At 60.6% G+C, this 24,084-nt stretch carries 20 protein-coding genes; 6 read left to right on the top strand and 14 right to left on the bottom strand.

Features of this window, described 5'->3' with window-relative positions:
* Nucleotides 1-13 precede the first annotated feature (13 nt).
* On the top strand, nucleotides 14-1,426 hold the full coding sequence (locus WFJ47_RS14710) for an amidohydrolase (protein WP_336763970.1): 1,413 nt from the start codon (nucleotides 14-16) through the stop codon (nucleotides 1,424-1,426).
* Nucleotides 1,427-1,492: 66 nt separating this feature from the next.
* Here WFJ47_RS14710 and WFJ47_RS14705 read toward each other — a convergent pair whose 3' ends face one another.
* From WFJ47_RS14705 to WFJ47_RS14665, 9 genes are all read right to left on the bottom strand, one after another.
* Nucleotides 1,493-2,530: an ABC transporter permease gene (locus WFJ47_RS14705; protein WP_336763968.1), complete on the bottom strand. Its 1,038-nt coding sequence runs from the start codon at nucleotides 2,528-2,530 to the stop codon at nucleotides 1,493-1,495.
* Nucleotides 2,523-3,542 carry an ABC transporter permease gene (locus tag WFJ47_RS14700; RefSeq protein ID WP_336763966.1) on the bottom strand — a complete coding sequence of 340 codons (1,020 nt, stop codon included), beginning with the start codon at nucleotides 3,540-3,542 and terminating at the stop codon, nucleotides 2,523-2,525. Before WFJ47_RS14700 ends, WFJ47_RS14705 begins: the two co-directional genes overlap by 8 nt.
* Nucleotides 3,535-5,022 carry a sugar ABC transporter ATP-binding protein gene (locus WFJ47_RS14695; RefSeq protein ID WP_336763964.1) on the bottom strand — a complete coding sequence of 496 codons (1,488 nt, stop codon included), beginning with the start codon at nucleotides 5,020-5,022 and terminating at the stop codon, nucleotides 3,535-3,537. Before WFJ47_RS14695 ends, WFJ47_RS14700 begins: the two co-directional genes overlap by 8 nt.
* On the bottom strand, nucleotides 5,019-6,035 hold the full coding sequence (locus WFJ47_RS14690; RefSeq protein WP_199751652.1) for a substrate-binding domain-containing protein: 1,017 nt from the start codon (nucleotides 6,033-6,035) through the stop codon (nucleotides 5,019-5,021). The genes WFJ47_RS14695 and WFJ47_RS14690 overlap by 4 nt, the downstream gene beginning before the upstream one ends.
* An 82-nt stretch (nucleotides 6,036-6,117) precedes the next feature.
* Complete coding sequence (locus tag WFJ47_RS14685; protein WP_127101565.1) at nucleotides 6,118-6,999, bottom strand: sugar phosphate isomerase/epimerase; 882 nt, start codon at nucleotides 6,997-6,999, stop codon at nucleotides 6,118-6,120.
* Complete coding sequence (locus WFJ47_RS14680; RefSeq protein WP_127101567.1) at nucleotides 6,996-8,027, bottom strand: LacI family DNA-binding transcriptional regulator; 1,032 nt, start codon at nucleotides 8,025-8,027, stop codon at nucleotides 6,996-6,998. The genes WFJ47_RS14685 and WFJ47_RS14680 overlap by 4 nt, the downstream gene beginning before the upstream one ends.
* A gap of 149 nt (nucleotides 8,028-8,176) precedes the next feature.
* Nucleotides 8,177-9,031, bottom strand: a complete 855-nt coding sequence (locus WFJ47_RS14675; protein ID WP_336763960.1) for a sugar phosphate isomerase/epimerase family protein — start codon at nucleotides 9,029-9,031, stop codon at nucleotides 8,177-8,179.
* Nucleotides 9,028-10,644 carry an L-lactate permease gene (locus tag WFJ47_RS14670; RefSeq protein ID WP_336763958.1) on the bottom strand — a complete coding sequence of 539 codons (1,617 nt, stop codon included), beginning with the start codon at nucleotides 10,642-10,644 and terminating at the stop codon, nucleotides 9,028-9,030. Before WFJ47_RS14670 ends, WFJ47_RS14675 begins: the two co-directional genes overlap by 4 nt.
* 130 nt (nucleotides 10,645-10,774) lie before the next feature.
* Complete coding sequence (locus tag WFJ47_RS14665) at nucleotides 10,775-11,536, bottom strand: SDR family NAD(P)-dependent oxidoreductase (RefSeq protein ID WP_336763956.1); 762 nt, start codon at nucleotides 11,534-11,536, stop codon at nucleotides 10,775-10,777.
* Between the two features lie 397 nt (nucleotides 11,537-11,933).
* Here WFJ47_RS14665 and WFJ47_RS14660 point away from each other — a divergent pair, with 397 nt between their 5' ends.
* Nucleotides 11,934-13,403, top strand: a complete 1,470-nt coding sequence (locus WFJ47_RS14660; RefSeq protein WP_336763954.1) for a carbohydrate porin — start codon at nucleotides 11,934-11,936, stop codon at nucleotides 13,401-13,403.
* Between the two features lie 129 nt (nucleotides 13,404-13,532).
* On the opposite strand, the gene WFJ47_RS14655 is transcribed toward WFJ47_RS14660, so the two are convergent.
* The 4 genes from WFJ47_RS14655 to WFJ47_RS14640 all read right to left on the bottom strand — a co-directional run bounded on the left by WFJ47_RS14655 (nucleotide 13,533) and on the right by WFJ47_RS14640 (nucleotide 18,749).
* Nucleotides 13,533-14,558 carry a polysaccharide deacetylase family protein gene (locus WFJ47_RS14655; RefSeq protein WP_336763952.1) on the bottom strand — a complete coding sequence of 342 codons (1,026 nt, stop codon included), beginning with the start codon at nucleotides 14,556-14,558 and terminating at the stop codon, nucleotides 13,533-13,535.
* Nucleotides 14,559-14,783: 225 nt separating this feature from the next.
* Nucleotides 14,784-15,506 carry a histidine phosphatase family protein gene (locus tag WFJ47_RS14650; protein WP_127101577.1) on the bottom strand — a complete coding sequence of 241 codons (723 nt, stop codon included), beginning with the start codon at nucleotides 15,504-15,506 and terminating at the stop codon, nucleotides 14,784-14,786.
* Nucleotides 15,503-17,581 carry a hypothetical protein gene (locus tag WFJ47_RS14645; RefSeq protein WP_336763950.1) on the bottom strand — a complete coding sequence of 693 codons (2,079 nt, stop codon included), beginning with the start codon at nucleotides 17,579-17,581 and terminating at the stop codon, nucleotides 15,503-15,505. Before WFJ47_RS14645 ends, WFJ47_RS14650 begins: the two co-directional genes overlap by 4 nt.
* 247 nt (nucleotides 17,582-17,828) lie before the next feature.
* Entirely contained in the window at nucleotides 17,829-18,749 is a 921-nt protein-coding gene (locus WFJ47_RS14640; RefSeq protein WP_336763948.1) for a LysR family transcriptional regulator, read from the bottom strand.
* 139 nt (nucleotides 18,750-18,888) lie between these two features.
* On the opposite strand from WFJ47_RS14640, the gene WFJ47_RS14635 reads away from it, so the two are divergent.
* The 3 genes from WFJ47_RS14635 (at nucleotide 18,889) to WFJ47_RS14625 (ending at nucleotide 21,562) form a co-directional block, all read left to right on the top strand.
* On the top strand, nucleotides 18,889-19,605 hold the full coding sequence (locus WFJ47_RS14635; protein WP_336763947.1) for an SDR family oxidoreductase: 717 nt from the start codon (nucleotides 18,889-18,891) through the stop codon (nucleotides 19,603-19,605).
* Between the two features lie 135 nt (nucleotides 19,606-19,740).
* On the top strand, nucleotides 19,741-20,937 hold the full coding sequence (locus WFJ47_RS14630; protein WP_336763946.1) for an aldose epimerase family protein: 1,197 nt from the start codon (nucleotides 19,741-19,743) through the stop codon (nucleotides 20,935-20,937).
* A gap of 178 nt (nucleotides 20,938-21,115) precedes the next feature.
* Nucleotides 21,116-21,562 (top strand): DMT family transporter, encoded by a 447-nt coding sequence (locus tag WFJ47_RS14625; RefSeq protein WP_127101587.1) that lies wholly within the window; start codon nucleotides 21,116-21,118, stop codon nucleotides 21,560-21,562.
* A gap of 4 nt (nucleotides 21,563-21,566) precedes the next feature.
* On the opposite strand, the gene WFJ47_RS14620 is transcribed toward WFJ47_RS14625, so the two are convergent.
* Nucleotides 21,567-22,490, bottom strand: a complete 924-nt coding sequence (locus tag WFJ47_RS14620; RefSeq protein WP_336763944.1) for a sugar-binding domain-containing protein — start codon at nucleotides 22,488-22,490, stop codon at nucleotides 21,567-21,569.
* Between the two features lie 143 nt (nucleotides 22,491-22,633).
* On the opposite strand from WFJ47_RS14620, the gene WFJ47_RS14615 reads away from it, so the two are divergent.
* On the top strand, nucleotides 22,634-24,064 hold the full coding sequence (locus tag WFJ47_RS14615; protein ID WP_336763943.1) for a sugar porter family MFS transporter: 1,431 nt from the start codon (nucleotides 22,634-22,636) through the stop codon (nucleotides 24,062-24,064).
* The last annotated feature ends 20 nt before the right edge of the window (nucleotides 24,065-24,084 follow it).

Genomic DNA, 24,084 nt, shown 5'->3' with positions numbered 1-24,084 from the left:
GGATTTTCTTCTCATGAAAAATACCGATGCCATCCTCTCCTTTGTCGATGACCGCGCTTCAAGCCTGATCGCGCTCAGCGATGCAGTATGGGAAGTGCCCGAGACCAATTTCGAGGAAGTCCGCTCTTGTGCGCTCCATACCGAGAAACTGGCTGAAGAAGGGTTTCGTGTCACACGCAACGTCGCCGGCATGCCCACCGCCGTCATGGGTGAGGCCGGCCAGGGTGGACCCGTCATCGCCTTTCTGGGCGAGTATGATGCACTTCCCGACCTGACCAATGCCGCAGGGGTCATGGAACACACCCCGCTCCCCGGCAATGGGAATGGCCATGCCTGCGGCCATAATCTGCTGGGCTCCGCCGCGTTGCTCGCTGCTACGGCATTGAAGAATTTTCTTGCCGCGCATGATCTGCCGGGACGCGTGCGCTATTATGGCTGCCCCGCCGAGGAAGGAGGTGCAGGCAAAGCCTTCATGGTGCGTGAAGGCGTGTTCGATGATGTCGATGCCGCGATCTCCTGGCATCCTCTGTTTTTCACCGGCGTGTTTCCCCCCTCCTCCCTCGCCAATATCCGTCTCGATTTCACCTTTACCGGCAAAGCCGCCCATGCAGCGGCTGCACCCTTCTTGGGGCGGTCCGCCCTCGATGCGGCAGAGCTCATGAATGTGGGTGTGAATTATCTGCGCGAGCACATGCTGCCCAGCTCGCGCATTCACTACGCCTATCTCGATGCAGGTGGCGCTGCGCCCAACGTCGTGCAGGCGAAAACCACCATACGCTACGTGGTACGGACGCTCGATCTGGCCGATCTGGTGCCGCTGACGGAGCGTGTGCGCAAGATTGCCCAGGGTGCCGCGCTGATGACGGAAACACAGGTGGAAGAACGCGTGATCAGCGCCATGGCCAATATCCTGCCCTGCCCCCCGCTCGAAGCCGCCATGCAGGGTCATGTCGAGCGTCTTGGACCGCCGCCATTCGATGAGGATGACCGTGATTTCGCCCGCAAGATGCAGGCCACTTTCCCCAGAAGCGACATCATTGCCGCCTTCCATCATGCTGGCGCCAGACCCGATCTGGACAAGCCGCTCGCCGATTTCGTTCTGCCTGCCGGGGGCAATCGCTCGTCACTCGGCTCAACCGATGTAGGCGATGTGAGCTGGACCGTGCCCACCGTTCAGGCGCTTGGCGCAACCTGCGCTATCGGTACCCAGCTCCATTCCTGGCAGATGACCGCCCAAGGGCAGTCTTCGGTGGCGCATAAAGGCATGGTGCATGTGGCGAAAATCATGGCCCTGACCGGGCTCGACCTCGCAACCAATCCGGAGTTGCTCGAGGCGGCGAAGGCCGATCACGCGGCGCGTCTCGCAGTTCAGCCCTATGTGTCGCTCATTCCGGCGGAAACAATGCCCTCTGCCGATAATGAATGAAACCCTCAGGGCGGTCGGAGTCAGAGTCGCCGCCCTTTTGACGATTCAGGTCGTCAAGGGGCGCTCTCAGCGCCTCTTTTTGACCATGGACTGGGCACAGGCCACCCCGATCAGCACCAGCCCCCAGATGGCGAGCGTCAGATAATCGCTGAAGCCGAGCAGATTGAACCCGGTCGCAATCAGCTGAAGCATGATCATGGCCAGAACCAGCCCTGTCACCCGTCCGAAACCGCCATTGGGATCGACCCCGCCCAGAACAGCGGCCAGAACCGTGACCAGCAGATAGGATTTGGCATAAGCCGCGCTGGCCGAATTGAATCGCGCCAGCATCAGGCAGGCGGCGCAGAAGCACAGGAAACCCGAAAGCGCGTAGATCCTGATCGTTACGCGATCGACATTGACCGCCGAATAGCGCGTGGCGAGTGCATTCGACCCGATCATGCGGATCGAAATCCCGAAAGCCGTATGCTGAAGCAGAAGATGCACCACGCCCGCCACCGCCAGAAAGGCGAGAAAGGCCAGCGGTATCTCCGCCAGTGAGGCATTGCCGATCTGACCATAAAGGGCAGGCAGTCCCGACACCACTTCACCACGCGTCAGCCAGATGCTCGTGCCTTCGACAATCGACATGATTCCCAGCGTGACCAGAATGGGATGGACTTTCGTCCGCACAATCAGCCATCCGGTCACGCCTCCCAACGCCGTCCCCAGCACCGCCCCCACCATAAGAGCGATCACGATGCAGAACCCGACATAGCCCGCGCCATGGCCCGCCAAAGGCAGATGGCCGAGCACCGTCACCATGGCGAGGCCACAGGCATTGGCAATCGCGATGATGGCCAGATTCAACCCGCCCGACATCATCGGGATCGCCATGGCCAGCGCCAGAAGACCGAGTTGCGGGAGCTGGAACATCATGGAGCGCATGGAGCCGAGGCTGAAAAACCCAGGCACGATGAGGCTGAACCCGATGGCGAGCGCCAGCGCGGCCAGAGCCTGCCCCGACACACGCGCAGGAAACAGCCGCCGGAACGGAGCGGCAAGATCGGTCATGGAGGCGGAATGTCCTGTCTTATTGCCGGTAACGGGCAGATTTTCAGACATGGGCTTGCTCCGGGATAGGCGCTTCCTCAACGAGCCGGGAGCGCTTGCGGCTCTGGACCGAAAGGGCAGTGAGCGTCGTGGAAGCGAGAATGATCGCGCCCGTGATGATCTCGAAGCAGTAGGGTGAGATATCGAGCAGATTGAGCCCGTTCTGGATGATGGCGAGCAGCAGGATACCGAGCGTGATCCCGCCGATCGTCCCCACGCCGCCCAGAAGCGATGCGCCGCCCAGAACGGCGGCGGAAAGGACCGATAATTCCGTGCCATAAAGCGCATTCGGCACGGCTTCACCCACGCGATTGGCCTGAACCAGCCCCGCCAGAGCCGCCATGAAACCGGCAAAGCCATAGGCAAAGAACTGCAGCTTCGAGATATTCAGGCCGATGCGACGCGCCGCCTCGGCATTGCCGCCCATGGCGTAAAGCTGCCTGCCGGTTCTGGACAGGGTAAGAAGGACCCAGCACAACAGGAGCGACACCACCATGACCACGATGGGCAAAGTGATGCGTATGAGATCGCCCCCCGATGTCTCGAATTGCAGGAAGGTGACGCGCTCGCTCCACCATTCGGGCAGGTTATAGATGGAGTGACCGCCCGTCGCATACATCAGCAGGGCGAAATACACATTCATGGTGGCGATGGTGATAATGATGGAATTGACACGCGCATAATGGATCAGCGCGGCGTTCAAAAAGCCGAGCCCCGTTCCCACGACAAGCCCAGCGGGGATAACGAGGAAGGGCGAGAGCCCATAATGCGTGGCCAGAAGCGCCGATACATATTGCGCCACCGAAGCCGTGGCCGCGAAGGAAATATCGATCCCCCCAGCAATGAGCACGACGAAAAGCCCCGTAGCCATGATGGCCTGCACGGCGTAGCTTTCGGTCAGATCGACGAAATTCGACAGGCTGAGAAAGCTTGGCGTCGACAGGGACAGGGCTGCACCGAAAATGACGATCACCCCGGACAGCCAGAACTCGGGCCGACTGCGCAGCGTGGCAAAATCAGGCATAGATCTGCGCCTCCAGCGCCTGTTCTGTGATGTGTGCCGGGGAATAATCACCCGCGATACGGCCATTGCGCATATGCAGGATGCGATCACAGGTGGCAAAAAGCTCGATCATCTCGTCCGAGATCACGAGAATGCCCACGCCCTGGGCGCTCAATTCGCGGATCAGGGCGTAGATCCCCTCCTTGTTCTTGATGTCCACCCCCACTGTAGGACTGTCGAGGATGAGAATCTTGGGATGGGATGCGAGCCAGCGTGCCAGAATGACGCGCTGCTGATTGCCACCCGACAGGGTGTTGATGGCATCCTGAACCGAATTGACCTTGATATTCAGACGCGCCACCCAGTCCCGGGCGAGCTGTACGCGCGCCCGATCGGTGATGATGCCAAAACGATTGGCCAGACTTGGCAGAACGGCAATATCGAGATTATCGACGATGGATTGCTCGGCATTGATCCCGAGATTGAGCCTGTCTTCAGAGACATAAGCCAGACCCGCCGCCAGAGCATCCTGATTGGTCCGAAAACGACATTCCTGGCCATGCACGAGCATTTTCCCGGAATCTGGTCTGGTCATGCCAAAAAGCGAGAGGGCAAATTCCGTCCGTCCGGCACCCAGAAGGCCTGTCAGGCCCAGAACCTCGCCCTCATGCAGGGTGATCGAGACGTTCTCATACTCGCCCTTGCGCGTGAGCTGGCGGGTTTCCAGCAGGGCGGGACGGGCACTGCAATCGCGGGGAGCATGATGGGTCGCGATCTCGATACCGGTCATGAGATGGATCAGCGTTCTCTGGTCGAGACCGGATGCAGGATACGTGCCCACCATCCGTCCATCGCGCATCACCGTAATACGCTCGGCAATGGCGGAGACCTCATCGAGCCGATGCGAAACGAAGACGATCGCAATCCCCTCCGCCGAGAGCTTGCGCACCAGATCGAGCAGGCGGCGCACCTCGGCGCGTGTGAGCGACGCCGTGGGTTCGTCCATGAAAATCAAACGCGCCTCACCCGCAAGGCCGCGCGCAATGGCCACGATCTGCCGCTCGGCAATCGACAGCGCATCCACCGGACACTCCAGAGGCAGATCATGCCCAAGACGGGACAGGATTTCCTTCGCCTTCCGCCGGATCGCAGCGCGCGGACTGAAACCACGCCCCAGATTGGCATCGAAGGCGATGTTCTCGGCCACGTTCAGATTGGGGAAAAGAGCCAGATCCTGAAACACCACCTGAATGCCCAGTGCACGGGCGCGCATCGGATCGAGCGGCAGCACATTCCGACCGCCAATACGGATCTCCCCGCCCGGGTCGGGAGCGTGTACCCCCGATACCGCCTTGATTAGCGTGGATTTGCCGCATCCGTTTTCGCCCACGAGACAATGGATCTCGCCTTCGCGCACATCCCAATCGATCCCGCGCAGCGCCTGGAAACTGCCGAATGTCTTGTGCACATGGCGCAGTTCCAGAAAGACTGCGTCGGTCACAGCCCCAGCGCCACCAGCGCATCGATGGTCGATCGATCGATGATCTGCATCTTTGGAGCAAGAATGCTGCGCTGCGCCGGATCGACCTGCAAGGCACCGATATCGGTCAGGTCCATACCGTTGGTGATGGGCTTGCCGGTCGCCATCATCATGCCCAGACGCACCAAGGTCTGCCCGGCCAGAAGCGGGTTCCAGATATAGCCACAGCGTATCGCGCCGGAGCGCACATATTTCGCCCCCTGCCCCGGAGAGAACGGTCCGACCACCGAAACGCTTCTGATCTTGCCACGTGCATCGACCGCACGCGCGGCCCCGATCGGCCCCTGCGACCCGAAAGCAAGCACCCCGGTCAGATCGGGATGAGCGCGCAACTGGTCCATGACGGTGCGATAACTGTCATCCACGCTTTCACCGCAGCCAAAACGATCCCCGATCAGATGCATGTCGGGATATCGGGCCTTCTGCAGCGCGATAGCCGCATCGGCGCGCATCTTGTGCTGGGGAACGGTCAAAGACCCGACAATGATGATGTACCCCCCCTTGCCGCCTGTCGCCTTTGCCAGCGCCTCCATATGGCGTTCGCCATCCGCAGCAGGGGTCGTGAATTCGAGATCCCACTCCGCGCCCTGCTGGCCGGGGCTTTCATGGCTGATCACATGAATACCCGCCGCACGCGCACGCTGTAGAACCGGGACCAGTGAACTGGCATCATTGGGCACGACACCGATCACATCGACCTTGCGGGCGATCAGATCCTCGATGGCACTGACCTGCTGGGCCGCGTCGGCCTGGGTGGGACCGATCATCCAGGCGTTGCAGCCGGTCTCCTTGCCCGCGCTCTGGATACCGCGCTCCATGGCGTTGAACCACGGGATGCCGCCAATCTTGGCGACGATGGCAATTTTTGTCTGGGCCGCTTCGGCATGGGCACCGGAGAAGCGCGCGGAAGCGAAGGGAGAGAGAGCGGTCAGGCTGGCGGCGACGCCCATGAAACCGCGGCGGGAAAGGGTCATGATCTCGACCTTTTCAGAGCGTCACGGGGCGTCGTCGGGACACCCGCGTGACGGGATGGGGTTCGGGAGAAAAGCCGCGCGTTCAGCGCTTCTGGCGACCGAGCGCTTCGCGTGCCGATTTCATCTGCACATCAGTGAAGGCCTTGGCATGGGCCGCGAGATCACGGCTGTCCTCCCAGAGATTGCGCCAGATGCCCAGAATCCCTTCGAGCGGTTGACCGACCACCGCAGAGGAGAAGGATTCGAAAGTGATCGGCCCCTGATACTGGATGCTCTCCAGCGCGCGGAAGATGCTCGGAAAATCCACCGAGCCCGAGCCGAGATAGCCGCGATGCGAATCCCCGGTATGAAAATAGCCCAGCAGATCGCCCGCCTCCCTGATGGCCTCGGCAGAATCCGCTTCCTCGATATTCATGTGATAGCAATCGAGGTGCAGTTTCACATTGGGCATCTCGACGCGTTTCACATAGGCAATGGCCTGGCGTGCCGTATTGAGCACGTTGGACTCGTAGCGATTGACCACTTCCATGCCCAGCGTAATGCCACTGGCCTGCGCCTTTTCAGCGACGCGACGCACCACCTCGATAGAGCCGCGCACGCCCTCTGCCGTCACCGGCGTCGCGTATTTCTGGAAAGCGGAATAGAGAATGCCGCAGACATGGGTCGCCCCGACATCCCGGGCGAGGGAAATGGCATCGAGCAGATGCGCCTCTCCCCGACGGATACGCTCGGGGTCGCCCGAGGAGATATCCATATCGGCGGTCAGGCCGAAGGACATGGTGATGCCAAGACGATTGGCCTCGAGTTCGCGCAGCGTTGCGGGCACGTCGAAGGCCTTGAGGTCCATGGTCGAGGCCTCGATCAGATCGTAGCCGAGTTCCGCCGTCGAGCGGATGGCCATGGCGGCGTCTTCAGGCGTCCAGCCAGCGGTCCAGACAAATGCGTGGAGTCCGAGCTTGTTCATGACAGGTTTCCTGTTCTGGGGGGTGCGGTCGACCCGCGCACCACCAGCGTGCAGGCCAGTCTGACCTGCAGGGGGGCAGTGCTTTCGCCCGCAATACGCAGCATGAGGCGCGACCAGCCCTCGGCGCCCAGCGCATCCACCGGCTGGCAGATGGCGGTAATGGGCGGCAGGGTGGCACGCATCCATGCATAATCGTCGTACCCGACAAGCGACATGTCACCGGGTACGGCGTATCCGCTCTGGTGCAAGCAACGCAGTGCCCCCAGAGTGATGGAATTGGTCAGGGCGATCACGGCGCTCGGCGCGTTCGCACCGGCAAGCGCTTCGGTCAGGCCGGGCGGCCCGTCCTCGAAGTGATGACCAACTTCAAGAACGCGCGGCTCTGGAAGACCAGCACGTGCGCAATAGGCCAGAATACCTGCGCAGCGTTCGCGGATATTCGCCAGGGAAAGCGTGGTGGCCACGACGAGCATATGCCGATGACCGAGCCCGGCGAGATGCGCCGCGATTTCGGTTGCTGCCTGCTCGTTATCAACGGCCACCGTATCAGCTGCGCTGGCACCGGGCAGGCGGTCCAGAACGACATAGGGCACGCCTGAGGCGTCGAGCAGCCCTGCATCGGCAAAACGATCGTCATTGGGCAGAACGATCATACCCGCCGGTCGCCATGACAGAAGCGCCTTCAGACGGGATGAAGCCAGCGCGCTATCCTCGCCAGCACTGGCCACGATGATGTCGTAGCCGTCGCGACGGGCGCAATTTTCGATACTCGCGATGATCGCAGTAAAGAAAGGATTATCGAGGCTGGGCACGAGCACACCGACGATCCTGTTGCGCCCCTCGCGCAACTGCATGGCGGCACGATTAGGCAGATAGCCGAGTGTATCGATCGTCTTCTCGACACGCGCACGAACGGCATCGGATACATTCTTGCGGCCACGCACGACGTTGGACACGGTAGCAACGGACACCCCCGCAGCTTCAGCGACATGACGTATCGATACCTTGCCCGGCCTGCGTGGCATCATCGCTCCCGTTAGTTAAACGTTTAACTTGCGAAAGCGAGGTAAGATGACTTTCGCATTTCAGGGAAATGACATTTTCGTCACCTTGACGCCGCGCCACAGCTCGGCGTCGCCTTCCAGCGGCGCGATCGGCATGGCTCAGAGGCCTGATGTCACGCAACCGAGACCTCGCTTGGCAGAATATCTCGAACAAAAGTCAGAGAATCGCTGATCCTTTCTTCGATATAGGCCAGTTCGAGACGCCGCACCCTGCGCCAGGGCGCAGCATCGATACCGCGGCGCATACGCAAGGGAAGTTCCACCGCGAAAGGCAGCGCAGAGACTTCAGCGAGCAGAGCCAGACATTCGGCATCCCGACTCCCCCCTGCTCCCAACGCATGGAAGCTCCAGCCATCCTCATGACGGCGCACATTCTTGATATGGCAATGCGCACAGGCGGGCAGCGCATCGCGCATCTCCGCTACCGGATCGCAACTGGCGTCATGACTGGGCAGATTGCCCGGATCGAAGTTGAGTCCAACCCATGGAGAGCCAATCCTGCTCACCAGGGCTTTTCCCTGCTCTCCGGTATTGATCAGGCTGGGCTGGCCATCACCCGGATTTTCCAGCGCAATCACGATTCCGGCTTTTTCAGCATGGGCAACAAGCGTCTCCATGTTGCGAAAGAATTGTGCTTCATGTGCAGCGACCGCCGCATTCGTATTGATGATACTGGCGCCGATACCCGCAGCGAAATCGATACGGTTCCGGAATATATCAATGGAGTCCGGCATCCCCAGATCGATATGGGACGACATCGCCAGACACCCGATCCCAGCATCATGAAGCGCGCGTCGATAAGCGCAAGCGCGCCCCTGGCTGAAAGCCGATTCATCGAACGGCTCGGTATAGCCGACGATATAGGCTGGCTCGACATGGGTGACGCCACAGCGCGCGAGGCTCTCGAGCATGACTGGCAGTTCCCACCCGTCATAGGGTGCGGCACTGAAGGAAATGATCCGACTCATGGAACAGGCTCCGCAGGCAGGGAGGGGACCACCCATCCGCTGATGAAAGGAAGGGACTGAAAAAGGCTGATCGCGCACATCAGCAAGAGCAATCCAAGACTCCAGAAAATGACCCGACGGAGGATTGCCGCCTCCTTGCCAACCAGGGAAACCGTGGCACTGGCCACTGCCAGGCTCTGGACACTGATCGCCTTGGCCACGACGCCTCCAGAAGAATTGGACGCCGCTGCAAGAATGGGCGACATGCCGACACCCTGTGCAGCCGTCGTCTGCAAGCCACCGAAAAGGACATTGGACGAGGAATCCGAACCGGTCAGCGCGGCGCCAATCCAACCGATCAATGGCGATACCAGCGCAAATCCGGTGGGACCGAGCGTCGCCAGAAGAAGACCCATTGTGCGTGTCTGACCGGACAGATTGGCGACGAAGGCCAGAGCGAAAATCGCCGCCACCGTGATCACGGCATGGCGTATCTGATAGGCCGCATCCCGATAGGCCCGCAGAGCCAGACGTGGAGAGAGGCGCAGAACAAGCATCGTGATCACGCCAGACAAAAGGAGCAGTGTGCCTGTCGTCTCAAGAAGCGGCAGTTTGAAGCGCGTCGCTATAGCCGCACCGTCGGGCGACAGAATGGCAAGGCCCGGCCAGTCGAAACTGACAGTGGCAACGGCTAGAACCCGCGTGAGCGCGGGAATCTGCGCGAGCGAGAAAACCAGGATGATAATCCCGTAAGGCGCCAGTGCCTGCGCCATACGCCGCGGATCGATTGCGTTCTCTCTCGTCATTTCCGGCTCGTGCATGCCATTGGGCGCGAGACGCACCGTTGCGACCAGCACAGCCGAGGCGACAAGCGCGGCGATCACATCGGCCAGCTTGACAGAGAGATAATTCGATACGGCGAATTGCGTGAACCCGAAGGATAATCCGGCGAGAAAGGCGATACGCCAATGCGCGCGCAGGGCTCTGCGTCCGCCCACGAGGATCAGCAGGATGAACGGAATGAGCATGGCCAGGATGGGCGTCTGGCGCCCGACCATGGCGCCCAGTGTGGTCACCGGCAGGCCTGTTGCCGAAGAGAGGGCGATAATCGGAAGCGCAAGGGTGCCGAAGGCAACCGGCACTGAATCGGCGAGGAGCGTGCAGATGGCCGCCTGCATGGGAGGAAGACCGATTGCCACGAGCATGGCCGAACAGATGGCGACCGGAGCGCCCGCCCCGATCAGTCCTTCAAGCAATCCGCCGAACCCGAAGGCGATGAGGAGCATCTGTACGGGAGGCGCACCCGCCATACTGGCAAAAACCTGACGGAGCGCCTCGAAATGCCCGCTTCTGACCGTGAGTTCGTAAAGCCAGATGGCATTCAGAATGACCCAGGCTACCGAAATCAGACCGAATGCCCCGCCATAGGCGGCGATATTGAGCGACTGGACAGGGGCGACCCCGTATACCGCAAGGGCAATCAGCAGCGCTGCCGCCAGCGCTGCCAGGGTGGCGCGCTCGGCCCGCCAGCCGAGACATCCGAGAAAAATAAACAGGAGCAGGATCGGGAGGATCGCGACCGCAGACGACCAGACGAGCGACCCCAGCAGGGGCGCCGTGACCTGATGAACCATTGTACCGGTTCTCCAGCTTTTCGTGGGAGCGGGTAAGCGTCACACGTTTTCGCGGAACGCTCTTCCCGCGCTGAGGTCACACCTCCATTCAGCCACGCAGAGCGATGGCGGCATGACCCAATCGCATCACCTAATGGATGTGCGATCCGCCATTGATGTCCCAGGTCGCACCCGTGACATAGGAGGTTTCGGGGCGACACAGATAGGCAATCACATCCGCCACGTCGTCCGTATTCCCTGATCGTCCCATGGGCACATCCGCGATCAGCTTGGCCTTGCGCTCTGGGTCGAGTTTACCTGCCGTGATGTCCGTATCGATCAGACCGGGAGCGACCGAATTGACCGTAATCCCGAACGACCCGGCCTCTCGGGCGAGCGCTCTGGCAAAGCCCAGAAGACCTGCCTTGGCGGCGGAATAGGCAACGGCTCCGAAGACACCGCCACCGCGCTCGGCAGAAACCGAAGACAGCATGACGATCCGGCCAAAGCGGCGCTCCATCATGCCGCCGATCACGGCGCGGGTTACCAGAAACGCACCACGGACATTGATATCCATGACGCGAGTCCATTCCGCCTCCGTAACCTCATGAAAGCGGATGGGAGACGTGACGCCGGCATTATTGATGAGCGCCCCGATAGGCGGCAGTTCCTGCCCGATCTTCCCGACCGCCGAGGATACAGCCTCTGCCTGAGTGACGTCGCAGCCATAACCCCGGGCCTGTACCTTGTGGCTCTCGGCAATGGCGGCGGCAGTTCTCTGGGCGGCTGCCTCATCGATATCGAGAACGGCGATCGACCATCCCTGGGCCGCCAGCGCCTCCGCCGTACGGCGACCAATGCCACGCAGTGATCCAGCTCCTGTTACGATTGCTGTCTGATTGAGATTTTTCATAGCGATGAAACCTATTTCCGCTCATGCGCATCAAACCGCACTTCTGTAGCGGTACGATCAATGCACAATAAAACAAGTTAACTGTTCAAATTGTTCGAACAATCAATAAGTAATCGTCCGATCAAAAATCCTGATCGTCCCTTTTACTGGACTTCCAACCGGTAAAACACATTTCTTGTGAGAGATATCAAACTAATTGTGATTTATATCACGCCTTTGTGCCATGTCGGGACGCAGTGCGACCGTTACGGTTCGCTCAGAAAATGATCGCTCTCGCATGGATGCTGTTCGAGCAGGGCATGACCCGCCAGGACGCGTTCGCCAAAGCGAGTAGCCAATACCCGACCAACATCCTCACCTGTGACACCGCGCCCCCGAGACGCTGCGGAGAATTCTCATGCTGTCGAAAAAAACTGCTGGTCCTGTCCTGGCCGTACTGGCCACCTTTCCCTGCATGGACATCGCCCGTGCCCAGACGATCCAACAGGGCGAGGCGACCTATGATGCAGCAACCCGTGTCAACAAGCCGCTTCCTGCACATCCCTCAAGCAAGCCCGTTGTGCCCCCGTTCGAGCATCCTGACGCGCTTTTTCCCGACCCTGCGGGTGTTCTTTCCTGGTTGCGCAGCAAGGGGGTGGCCTTTCTCATGTCCACTACGAACGAATTTTCGGGCGCTGCTACGAAGCCTACCCCGGGTTTCAGCCAATATCGGCAAGGGGCAAGCGGTGCGGGTCAGGTCAATACCAGCCTGCACATGGACTGGTCCAAACTCGCCGGGATTCCTGGCTTTGCGACGCACACCATTTTCACCAGCCGCTATGGCATGACCGGGAATCGCATGTTTGGCGACTGGCTGGGTCACTCATCGGAAATCTATGGCGGCGCAGGCAATGTCGTCTTGCACCTTGTCATGGCCTATGGCGAAGAGAACCTGCTCGGTGGACGGATCGCGATTGCCGGCGGACGGGTTTCAGAACTCACTGATTTCTCGAGCTCACCGCTCTTCTGCAATTTCGTGAACAACTCCATTTGCGGCAGACCGCGCGCCGCAGCCGACAATGATTTCATCAGCCGTTATCCGGCGGGTGTGTGGGGGGTGCGTTTCCGCGGGCGCCCCTCGCAATACACCTATGTCCAGACTGGCGTTTATTTTCCTGAGCGGAACATGTTCGGCCCTGAATATAACCGCTCTGGGTTCAAATTCAGCGGCGGCTCAGCCATTCGCGGTCAGTCGGTTCCCGTCGAGATGGGGTGGGAGCCCCGATTTGGGGCGCAGAAGGGCCTGCCGGGGCATTACAAGATCGGCGCGCGCCTGATGAATGTGCCTCTCGCCGACGTCTATGCGGATGATGACGGCAGGAGTTTTGCCTGGAGCCGGCGCTCGGCGCGACAACATCCCAGAAGCTGGGGGACCTGGTTCGAGGCTGACCAGAAAATCTGGGTGCCGCATCAGGCAGGTCACCCGGCCAGTGGAGACAGGGGAACGACAATTCTTGCCGGGTTCATTCTAAACGACAAACGGGTTTCCCTGCGTCACTGGCAAACCTATTTCGGCGTCGTCAATCGCGGGTTCATTGCCTCTCGTCCTGAGGATGCTCTCAATATCATCGGCATGTACGAAGCGATGTCACCCGGCGTCAGTGCGACCGAGGCCGCCTATCTGGACCAGGGTCTCATCGCCCGTCTTCCTTATCGGGCAACCGGGGTACAAACCCACGCTGCAGTCGTCGAGGCCAATTATCAGATACAGGTCATGCGCGGCGTCGCCATCGCGCCCGATTATCAGATCTTCATCAACCCGAATGGCCAGAACAATCTGCGCACTGCCCATGTGTTCGGCTTCAAATCGACCGTCCAGATCTTCTGACTTCCACCCCACCTGCGTCACAATGCGCCGAATCTCTGCTGCAATCGGCCGCCACTTCCCGCTATCGGCCCCTGTCAGATACGCCGTTCGACACAGCACGCGCTGGGCAAGAATTTAGAGAGAAACCACTCAGTTCGTCTTGCAGTAGCCTCGTATCCACGCGGGTGCTTCGGGCTCTAGGGCGCCATTGACGGCAATATGGCGCTCTCTGGCCCAGCGATAGCCCCACATCGGTCCGTAGGCGGTAGCCATTCTGGGCTCGCTGGCATAGGCAGGATCGGCCTGGGCCTCTTCCAGAGTGATAAAGCGCGTTCCGTCTTTCCTGAAAATATCAATGATCGCAGGGAGCGCCGCTGCGTTCAGCCGGTTGCTGTGCAGGAGCATGATCGAGGGAATTTCACGCCCCATGACGCGGGTATCGAGCTCGCGATAATAGGGAATCTCGATCCGGACATAATCCAGATAAGCGCGCTCGATTTTCTCCATCGCGTCGCTTCGCGCATGGGCGAAAGCACATTCATAAGCGTCGTTGAAAAGATAATCCTCGACGTCGATCGTGGTCGCCGCCAGACGATACCCATGACGATGCACAATATCGGAGAGGGCCAGACGCTTCGCTTCGGTGTCCCCGACATGATTATACGGAAACCTGAAAAACGTGAGCGTGCGCCCCGCCTGATGCGCAAGCGGTCCGATCGTGGCCTCCCCTTGCGTGATTTCCTGCTCTACCTGAACGGGCGTCAACCTGTTGCTGTCGAAATGATGATAGCCGTGATTGGCCAGAACAAACGCTCCCTCGTTCCAGCGCTGAAGAAGCCGTGGACCTTCCGGACCCAACGCCTGCACCTTGTCTTCATTAATGAATGCTGTGACCGGAACAGCATGTCGACGCAGAGCATTCAGAATAGCCGCATTGGCTGCCAGAGCCGCCGCGCGATTAGCTTGCTGCGAGGCCCCCGGCGGCATCACGTAAGGCAGATCATCAAAGGTCATGGCGACTGCGTGAAGGGCAGAGGCATCAGGGCCTGAAGGGGGAGGCTGCCGATACCCCGAAGCACAGGCCCCAGATATCGGAACGACCAGAGACAGGAAGCCGAACGCGCGCAACGCCCGCAGTGAAAAACGCATCAGAGACGGAGGGGTGATTTCTTGCATGATCTTCTTTGCTCCTGACGGGGATCAACGCCACGCGTTCCCCGATCAAGAGCAGGAAAGTATCGAACCACGGCCTTATAACGTCAGAGAAATGACCAATGATGGCAAAGGTCTGTCATCACAGGGTCAGCCACGCGTTGAGAGAGCCGTGCCTGGGAAAACGGCCGGAGGCTCCCTATCCCTGTCAAAGCCTCCGACATGCGCCCGCCCGGGATCCTTCGCGGCTTATTCCGCGCCTAGTGCGGTCGGAAGCTCATTGACTGTCACCACACGCCAGACACCATTGATGCGCTCGATGATCGAAAGCGACAGATTCTGGATGGAGAAGCGCAGTCCTGTATCAGGATGGACATTCAATGCATGCGAAAGCGCCGCGCGAATGGCCCCGCCATGGCTGACCACCACCGTATCCTGCCCCGCATGATGGTCGGCCATTTCATCCAGCGCATGGCCGACACGCGCACACACATCCAGCATGCTCTCCCCACCCGGAGGCTGCTCCGATGCTGAGAGAGACCAGAAATTATGGGCGGTCTGACGCAGCTTCATCGGCAGTTCCTCATGAGGAAGGTTATGCCACTCCCCCATGGATTGCTCGGTCAGGCGCGGTTCGATAGTCAGCGTGCGGGCACCGTACCCGGCTGCGAAAATAGCCTTTGCCGTATCCTGCGCGCGCTTGAGGGGCGAGACCACCCAGTTGGCCTCATCCGGAAGCCTGCGCCCAAGCGCGGTATAATAGGGCACCTGCAGAGCCAGATGCTCGGAACAGAGTTCGACATCCAAAGACCCGTAGACACGCAGCCGGGCGGTTTCCTCCACAATGGCATGACGAATAAGCCAGAACCGCGTGACACCCGAAGGGAGTTGCATGGAGTCAAGAAAATGACCGTGCGCCTTGGGCGCGGTCGCCCCGGTATCATTGAATTGAGGCGTATTCGGCTGGGTCATGATACCAGAGACTTTCGCGAGAAATGAGAGTGAGGCGCATAGCGCGGGACAGGGCCAGCCGCTTCGAGCAGGTCCCAGTGCCGCAGGATGAGAGAAAGCTTGTCGAAAACGCGACGCATATCGGCAAATTCCCGCGCGAGACGCACCGTGTCGGTCATGCCGGCATGGGAGGGCTCACCCGAAACCAGTCGCGCCCCGGCGCAGAGACGCAGCGCTCCGGCATTTTCGCCCCCCAGAGCCGGGTGCGGCACGGGCACGGGCTGCCCCAGATGGCAGAGCAATTCAGCGAGCGGAGATGCCGCGATCCAGGGTGACAAGTCGCTGTTCAACCAACGATGCAGTGCGCGCGCCTTTTCCAGTGCCAGTGGCTTTTCCGGCGTCTTTGGATCCTGCACGAGGAAGGAGAAAACGGTCGGAATCACATCCCAGACTTCCTGCCCGCCCAGATTTGAACGTTCAAGAGCCGGCACGGGAAGCAGGGTCAGAGCGGGATGAAGGTCGATCACGTCATGCGCATTGGTCTCGAAGCGCCGCAGGATGTCGCTGATGCGCTTGGGCGGCACAGAAGTGAAAGCGGCGCTCTCAGCCAGGGCCGCTTTCCAGCGCAAGGCGAGCCCCAGATTGCCCCCACGACGCAGGGGCGTGGGAGGGCGGGTTGCGGGCCAGTCGCATCGATTGAAATAGGCCGAAAGGCCGCCCGGAAGCGTGTAACCGGCCAGGGCGCCGGGTTCAGTTCGCGGCAGGAGAACCGCGCCGCAAAATGGAGGCCCGGTCAGGAACTTGGAGCCCGTGGTCATGACAAGCATGCCCTTGCGGACGAGGGCGTTGATGCGCTCGGGGGCGAGGCGGGCCTGACAGGCATCGACCACGATTGTGATCTGATCCGGATAGGCCTCCATGAGGCTGTCTATCAGTTCGGCACGGGGGCCGACGAGACCGGTTTTGGACATATCGAGTTGATGGAGAATGACGTGACGTCCCAGGGCGAGTTGCTCCCATACGCAACATCGTATCGCCTCATCACGCTCCGCTTCATCACGCGGACTGCCATCCGGGTGGCGGATGTCGATTCCCACAAGCCGGGTAGCCGTGGGAAAGCCTGTCAGGAACTCCGCCTTGTCAGCCTGTGTACCAAGCGCGGTGCCAGATGCGAAGTGACGCCCCTGGGCCGCCAGAGGCACGCCACTTCCTGTCTCATCGGGGGCGATGAGAATATTGACCACTGGCGCTCCGCCCGCACGCCTGAGCCCGATCGCCAGTACGGCCAGTTCGCAATCGGTCCCTGATGCAGCAAGCACAACATGATCGCGGCCTTCGAGCCCGTATAGCGCCGCCAGACCATCACGCACAGAGAGACAGGCGCTCTCGCAGGCCTGCTGCGCCGATGCCCCTTTCAACGCCTCGATCAGGAATTTCCGTCGTGCCGTTTCTGCCCCCAGATAGCCGCGTTCGGAAAGCGACGACGCTGTGGAGGAGGAGAAGGTCACCGCCCATGGGCGCGGGCGGTGCGAACATCCGTACCGATTGAGCCCGGTTGCGGGATCGATGACAAGACGCTCATCCCCACCATCGGCCATCAGATCCTCAGACGGAGCAAGCCACGGCCAGAGCGGCGCGAGCCGCGCGAGCAACAGCGCGGGCTCGACGGGAGAAAGCGATGCCTGGGGGCAGAACTGCGTGAGAAAAGGCCAGAGCGCGGTGACGCGCTCTGCACAGGGCGGATGTTCTCCGGCGAACTCTCCGAGCCAGCCCAAATCGACCGGGAGCGCTAGCGTTTCACAATCGAGGAGATGGAACCGTGCAGCCACCCGGGCAGCGACGATCGCCGCAAGAGGCCTGTCCCGCACGGGTAGTTCCTGCAGCAGGAAGCTCCACTCGAGCGCGTAACGGAGAAGGGTGGGCGCCATATCCGGGCGTTCGAAGGCCAGAGCACCCAGGGTGATGGAGTCGGCAGAAACGGTGAAAGCCTGGGTCAGACGCGGGGAGAGATTGAAGACACTCTTATCCGACAGGCTTTGCAGGTCCGGGCGATCAAGCGCCGAGAACAAATCATCCGTCACTTTTTCTGCAAGCACGCGACGCCATCCCGATGTGAAGAAGCAGGCCTTATAGACCATGGCAGGGGGAACCCCAAATCAATCGAACCGGTCCTCACCTGTCCTGTCGCGATCCCTTGCCGGCATTGGTCAGACGTGGATCGGTCGTGGCCTCACGCCGTCCGGGCATGGAAACATGAGCGATCCATCCTGGCAGAAAATCGAAAAGGCCTGACGCTCAAAGCGCCACCTCCCAACGCCATTGCAGCGAGAGCGGCAGTCATGATCAGAAGGCATCCGGACCAGCTTTCTGGCGCACCAGAGCGATGATCCTCTCCCTCAGCCAACGATGGGCGGGATCGGCATTCAGGCGCGGATGCCACAGCACGCTGACGGTGATTCCAGGTGTTTCAACCGGCGGGTCGAAAGCGTGCAGTCCGCTCGTTCCAGCGTGCGTCAGGCATGAGCGCGGGACCAGAGCCACCAGCGCGCCCCCTTGCGCGAGGCGCAAAGCGTCATCGAAACCAGGCACGACAACCGCGACCCGACGGTGCAGCCCAAGGGCCTCAAGAGCCTCATCCACAGGACCACGCAAAGCGCCACGCCTGGAGGTAACGACATGCCGACAGGCCGCGAAACGCTCCGGTGTGAGTGGCGCCGCAAGCACGGGATGATCGTCACGCACCACGGCCGCAAAGCGATCATGAAAAAGCGGCTTCATACGCATCTCCGGCCCGAAATCATCCGGCCCGATCACCCCGATTTCTAGATCGACCCTGCCCTCACGCAGGGCAGTGGCTTCCTTGTCGCGACGAGGCAGGAAAACGAGTGTCACCGTGGGCGCTTCTGCCAGCAGAGCTTCGGTTAGAATTGTGCCATAGGCTTCGAGAAACCCGTCATTGGTGCGCAGGATGAAGACGCGCTCGAGCGTCTTGGGCGCAAAAGTTTCCTCGGTGGGGGAGAGAAGCGCACAGGCCCGAGCCGTGACCTCCCGCACTTGACCACGCAGCACAAGGGCATGGGGTGTCGGCACGAGGCTGCGCCCCGCCCGCACCAGAAGCGCGTCGCCTGTCGCCACTCGCAGTCGGGCCAAGGTCCGGCTCATGGCAGAGGGGCTCAAATCGAGCGCTTCTGCCGCCTTGAGCACACTCTCCTCTCTCAGCAGCGCCTCGAGAGCAACGAGAAGATTGAGATCTTTCGGGATCATGACTCCGCCTCCTGTTCTGCCACGCTCCATAAGGGGCGTTTGATGCATTGATATCCTGCAATTCATGCGTCTGGCGCCATCATGGAGCAGCCTCCACTTTTGGAGTCCCTGCTTTCCTGCGTCAGCAAAGGACTACGTCTTGACGACAACACCCCTGTCTGCACCGCCTCCCCCGCATCTGCTTCTCGTGGGAGCGTCTCGGGGGCTTGGCCTCGCCCTGGCCGAGGCCTTTCTCATGCGCGGCTGGCGCGTTACCGCCACACGACGCGGTACACCCGAAGATGGGCTGGCCGAGCTGGCCACGCGATTTCCTGACCGTCTGATGACTGAGAGGCTCGACATCGCCTGCGACGCCCAGATCGCAGCGCTCAGACAAACGCTCTCCGGCGAGCGCTTCGAGATGCTGTTCATCAATGCGGGGACAACCAATGCTCAGCCCGATCAGCCCATCGGCCAGGTCAGCGCCTCGGATTTCATGGAGATCATGCTGACCAATGCCCTCGCCCCCATGCGGGTGATCGAGACGCTGGATTGTCTCGTCAGCCCTCAGGGACTGATAGGGGTGATGTCCTCGGGACAGGGTAGTATCGCCAATAACAATGGCGGGCAGCGCGAACTCTATCGTGGCAGCAAGGCGGCACTGAACCAGTTCATGCGCTGTTACGACGCGCGTATCGGCCGGTCACGTCCCCTCGCACTCATCGCCCCAGGCTGGGTGCGTACGTCACTGGGTGGCGCGCAGGCACGCTTCTCGATCGAGGAAACGATTCCTGGTGTGGTGGACGTTCTGATCGCTCATCGCACTAAAAAAGGGCTGGTCTATCGCGATTATGCCGGGAAAGATGTCCCCTGGTGAGCTGAGACTTCTCGCAAACTGTTATGAAAGGATACGCAAACACGGATTAGACGTACCCATATAACGGGTTTATGAACGTTTCGTAACATATCACTGTGCCATGACGGCTTGGCCGCATGGCAGCGAGGCGTTCTCATGTGCTCTGCCCCTTTCTCCCGTCGCTTTCTCCGTCGCAAGGCCCTGCGTTCCGCCGCCTTGGCACTTGCCGCCGGAATGAGCTTTTCTCCCGCCATGGCAGCGACCATGACCGCCTCCCCTTTCGGTAAAACGAGCGATGGCAAGGCTGTCAGCGCTTACACACTCAAAGCCCCCAACGGGCTTGAGGTCACGATCATGACCTATGGCGGGGTGATCACCCGGATCATGGTGCCTGACAGGGCTGGCAAGCGTGAAAACGTGGTGCTCGGCTATGCGACCCTTGCCGAATACGAGGCCAAGAGCCGCGCCAATGGCGTGTTTTTCGGCGCCCTGATCGGTCGCTTTGCCAATCGTATCGCAAAAGGACGCTTTACCCTTGATGGCCATGATTACACCGTGCCGGTCAATAATGGCCCGAACTCGCTTCATGGCGGGAAAGAGGGCTTTGACCGGCGTGTCTGGAGCGCCCGTGACATCGCCCGTACCGGTCAAAAGGTCGGGGTGGCGCTCTCTCTCGTCAGCCCGGATGGCGATCAGGGTTATCCCGGCGCGCTGCACGTCACCGTGACGTATACGCTGGACGATCAGGGGACGCTGGGCATCGAGTACAAAGCCACGACAACAAAGCCCACGGTGCTCAACCTGACCAATCATTCCTACTTCAATCTCGCCGGTGCAGGCTCGCAGGACGGGATTTTCAATCAGATGCTTCAGGTGAATGCCCGGGCTTATACCCCCACAGATGCCACACTGATCCCGACCGGGGCGATCGCACCTGTGGCGGGCACACCCTTCGATTTCACCACGGCCAAGCCCATCGGCAGGGATATCCGCAAGAGCGACCCGCAATTACTCATGGCGCATGGCTACGACCATAACTGGGTGATTGACGGAGCACCCGGCCCCGATGGGCTCAGACCGGTCGCGACCCTGTGGGACCCCGGCAGCGGTCGGAGCATGAGCTGTGCCAGCACGGAACCCGGGGTGCAGATCTACACCTCGAATTTCCTAGATGGCTCCGATGAGGGGAATGGCCTGATTTTCCGTCAGAGCGATGCCGTGACCTTCGAAACACAGCATTTCCCCGATAGTCCGAACCAGCCGAAATTTCCCTCCACCCGTCTGGACCCGGGACAGACTTTCCACAGCCGCACCGTGTTCCGTTTCGGTCTGCATGACGCGAACAACCAGTGAAACATCAGGGTCAAACAGCGAGGAGTCTGATTTAGATCCTAGTCGACGAAGCCGTTTTCCCTATCCTGCGTTGAGCCCCGGAAATGGCGCCTGCGTTGCCAGGCGTCATGCTCCACCGGCTACGCAGACGGCATGAGCCTATGCCCGATGGCGTCGCCTTCTCGATTGAGGGGTTGTCATGAACGCTGCCTGGGCTCTTCCCTTTATCCTTATTGCCGGTGCGCTTCAGGCGCTGGGCGCCACCATGAACGGGGCATTGGCGAAATCCCTCGTCAATCCGTGGCTTGCCACGTCAGTCTCTTTCCTGCTCGTGCTGTTTCTCGCCATCGCCCTGTTTGCATGCATGCCGCGCCCGCTTCCCAGCGCGGGTGATCTTGCCGCGATGCCCTGGTGGGCGCCGCTTGGCGGCATCACGGGGGCCGTGGCTGTTTTCGCAGGGCTGCTGCTGATCCAGAAACTGGGGGCGGGCCCGGTCAACGGACTGACGATTACGGCCAATCTCGTGACCAGCCTGCTGATCGATCATTTTGGGCTGCTGCGCATGGAAGTGCACAGCCTCAACCCCTATCGTATCGCGGGTGCCGTGCTGATGATCGCTGGCGTCGCGCTGATCGCGCGTTTCTGAACGCTCAGCCGAGCAAAAACGCCGCCGTCTCGCGATCTGTCACCAGGGACGTGACAATGCCGCTGCGCAAGGCCGCCAGAATAGCGTGATGCTTGTCCGGGCCGCCCGCAACCGCAATCACATGGGGAATAGCGCGCAAGACGGGAAATGGAATGGAGAGCGTCCGCTCGGCGAGGGAGGTCTGGATGAAAGCACCGTCCTTATCCATCGGCAGGGCGCATATCTCGCAGGCCATATTCTTGTCTTTCAATTCCTCACGCTCGGCAGCTGTCAGAACGGCACTCACCTGTGAGCCCGCCTCCGATGCGCTGCCGATGGCCACCACAGCCAAAGTGATTGCGGGCCATTCGGCAATGGCGGCGCTGATTTCGGCCTGGCGGGCGATGACTGCCCGGGCCTGCTCATCTGAGACGATCAGTGGGGCATAGATCGGCAGGCTGGCGCCTTTGGAGGCCTGGGCGAAACGCCGGACGAGATTGATCGAACTGTTTTCGACCGATCCGGCCACGCCCGTCATCTGAACGACGCGACAGCCCGGCAAAGCATGAATGGCCTCGGCGACGACATCGATCGTTCGGCCCCAGGCAACGCCGATCACGTCCTGCTCCGTCGCAACTTCCTCGAGAAGTTCGGCAGCCGCCTTGCCCAGCGCCGCCCGGCAGGACGATATCTCGGCGAAGGGGCCGCTCAGAACCAGCGCATGGCGCAAGCCGTATACGTCCTGGAGTCGTGCAGAAAGCTCGGAGTCGATCGTGCGATCCTCATTGATCTGAATCTTCACGAGCCCGGATTCGAGGCTCTCCTCGAGAATACGCGCCACCTTGAAACGGGAGATCCCGTGGCGTGTGCCGATCTCGATCTTGCTCAGACCATTCAGATAATAATCGCGCGCCACTTCTATTGCGAGCAGGCGTTCAGCGGGTCCCATTCCATCCTCCCGGGCAAAGCGGCTTCCTGACGGGAAATTCACATATGAGCGATTTAGTGATCATATGAGCAGATCTTTCTTGCGCCGATGCGACGATCGTCACATCAAGATGTTCGAATTTACTTCCCATCGGAGGGTCGTCCGTGTCGAACATCGAGTTAAACGGGTCCATCACACGCGACGGGTACCAGACCGCGCCTGCGGAAATGCCCGGATCAGCCAAACGCGTTCTGGCTTTCGTCGTCGTGATTGCCGCGCTGGGCGGCACGCTTTTCGGATATGATTGCGGCATCATCTCATCTGCCCTTCTATCGATCGGCGCTGATTTCGGTCTGAGCTCCTTCGGCAAGGAGATCGTGACCAGCGCCATTCTGGTGGGGGGTATCTTCGGGGCTCTCGGCTGCGGTCCCCTTTGCGACCGCTATGGCCGCAAGAAGACCGTCCTTGCTGTTGCCGTCCTCTTCATTCTCGGTGCGATTGCCACGAGCCTCGCCCCCGATGCCACAACGCTCACCATTACCCGCTTCATCCTCGGTCTTGCCGTAGGCGCCATCACCCAGATCATGCCGGTCTACATCGCCGAGGTCGCCCCGGCAAAACGCCGCGGGGCTCTGGTCGTGCTTTTCCAGATGATGATCGCCGGGGGCGAGCTCATCTCCTATCTCATCGGGTACGCCTTCAGCGGCAACTGGCGCCTGATGTTCATGCTGGCCGTCATTCCGGCTCTGATCCTGTTTTTCGGCATGATGGTCATGCCCGAAAGCCCTCGCTGGCTGATCACGCAAAACCGTGCCGATGAGGCCAGGCGCGTACTGACATGTATTCGCGGCAATGCCCATCTTGCCGCACGTGAAGTAGAACAGATCGTCACTGTTGCTGATAATGAAGGCGATAGCGGCAGCTGGCGCGATCTCGGCAAGGCCTGGGTACGCCCTGCTCTCGTTGCCGCACTCGGTGTGTCCATCCTGTGCCAGCTGACGGGTATCAACGCGGTCATCTATTACGCCCCCACCATTCTCACCCAGTCTGGCTTCGGGGATTCGGCGTCGCTTCTGGCCAGCATCGGCGTCGGCGTCACGCTGGTCGCCATGACCATTGTCGGCACGTTTCTGGTCGATCACATGGGCCGCCGTCGCCTGATGCTGCTGTTCATCCCGCTCTCGGTGGTGGCACTCGTCGTCCTTGGCGCGGCCTTCATGGGCGGTCATCCGAGCGGTTCCATGCAATGGGTCGTGGTCGTCTCGATGCTGGCCTATATCGCCTTCAATGGCGGCAGCCTGTCGGTGGTGATCTGGCTTCTGAACTCCGAAGTCATCCCGCTCTCGGTGCGTGGCAAGGGAACCGGTCTGGCCTCTGTCTCGATGTGGGTGTCCGACCTGATCGTCAGCCTCACCACGCTCAGCCTGATCGAATTCATGGGCGCCTCGGGTACATTCTGGCTCTACGGGGCGATCTCGGTTCTCGCCTTCTTCTTTGTCTATCGCTACGTGCCGGAGACCAAGGGGCGCAGCCTCGAGGATATCGAGGCCTCGTTGCAGGACGGCAGCTTCCTCTCGCACCGCAGCGCACCCTGATCCCCATGAAGCGCTCGTAT

It is taken from the genome of Asaia sp. VD9 (genome assembly GCF_037150015.1).
Taxonomy (GTDB): Bacteria; Pseudomonadota; Alphaproteobacteria; order Acetobacterales; family Acetobacteraceae; genus Asaia.
The sequence above is the reverse complement of the archived record's forward strand: the minus strand, read 5'-3'. Positions and strand labels throughout refer to the sequence as shown.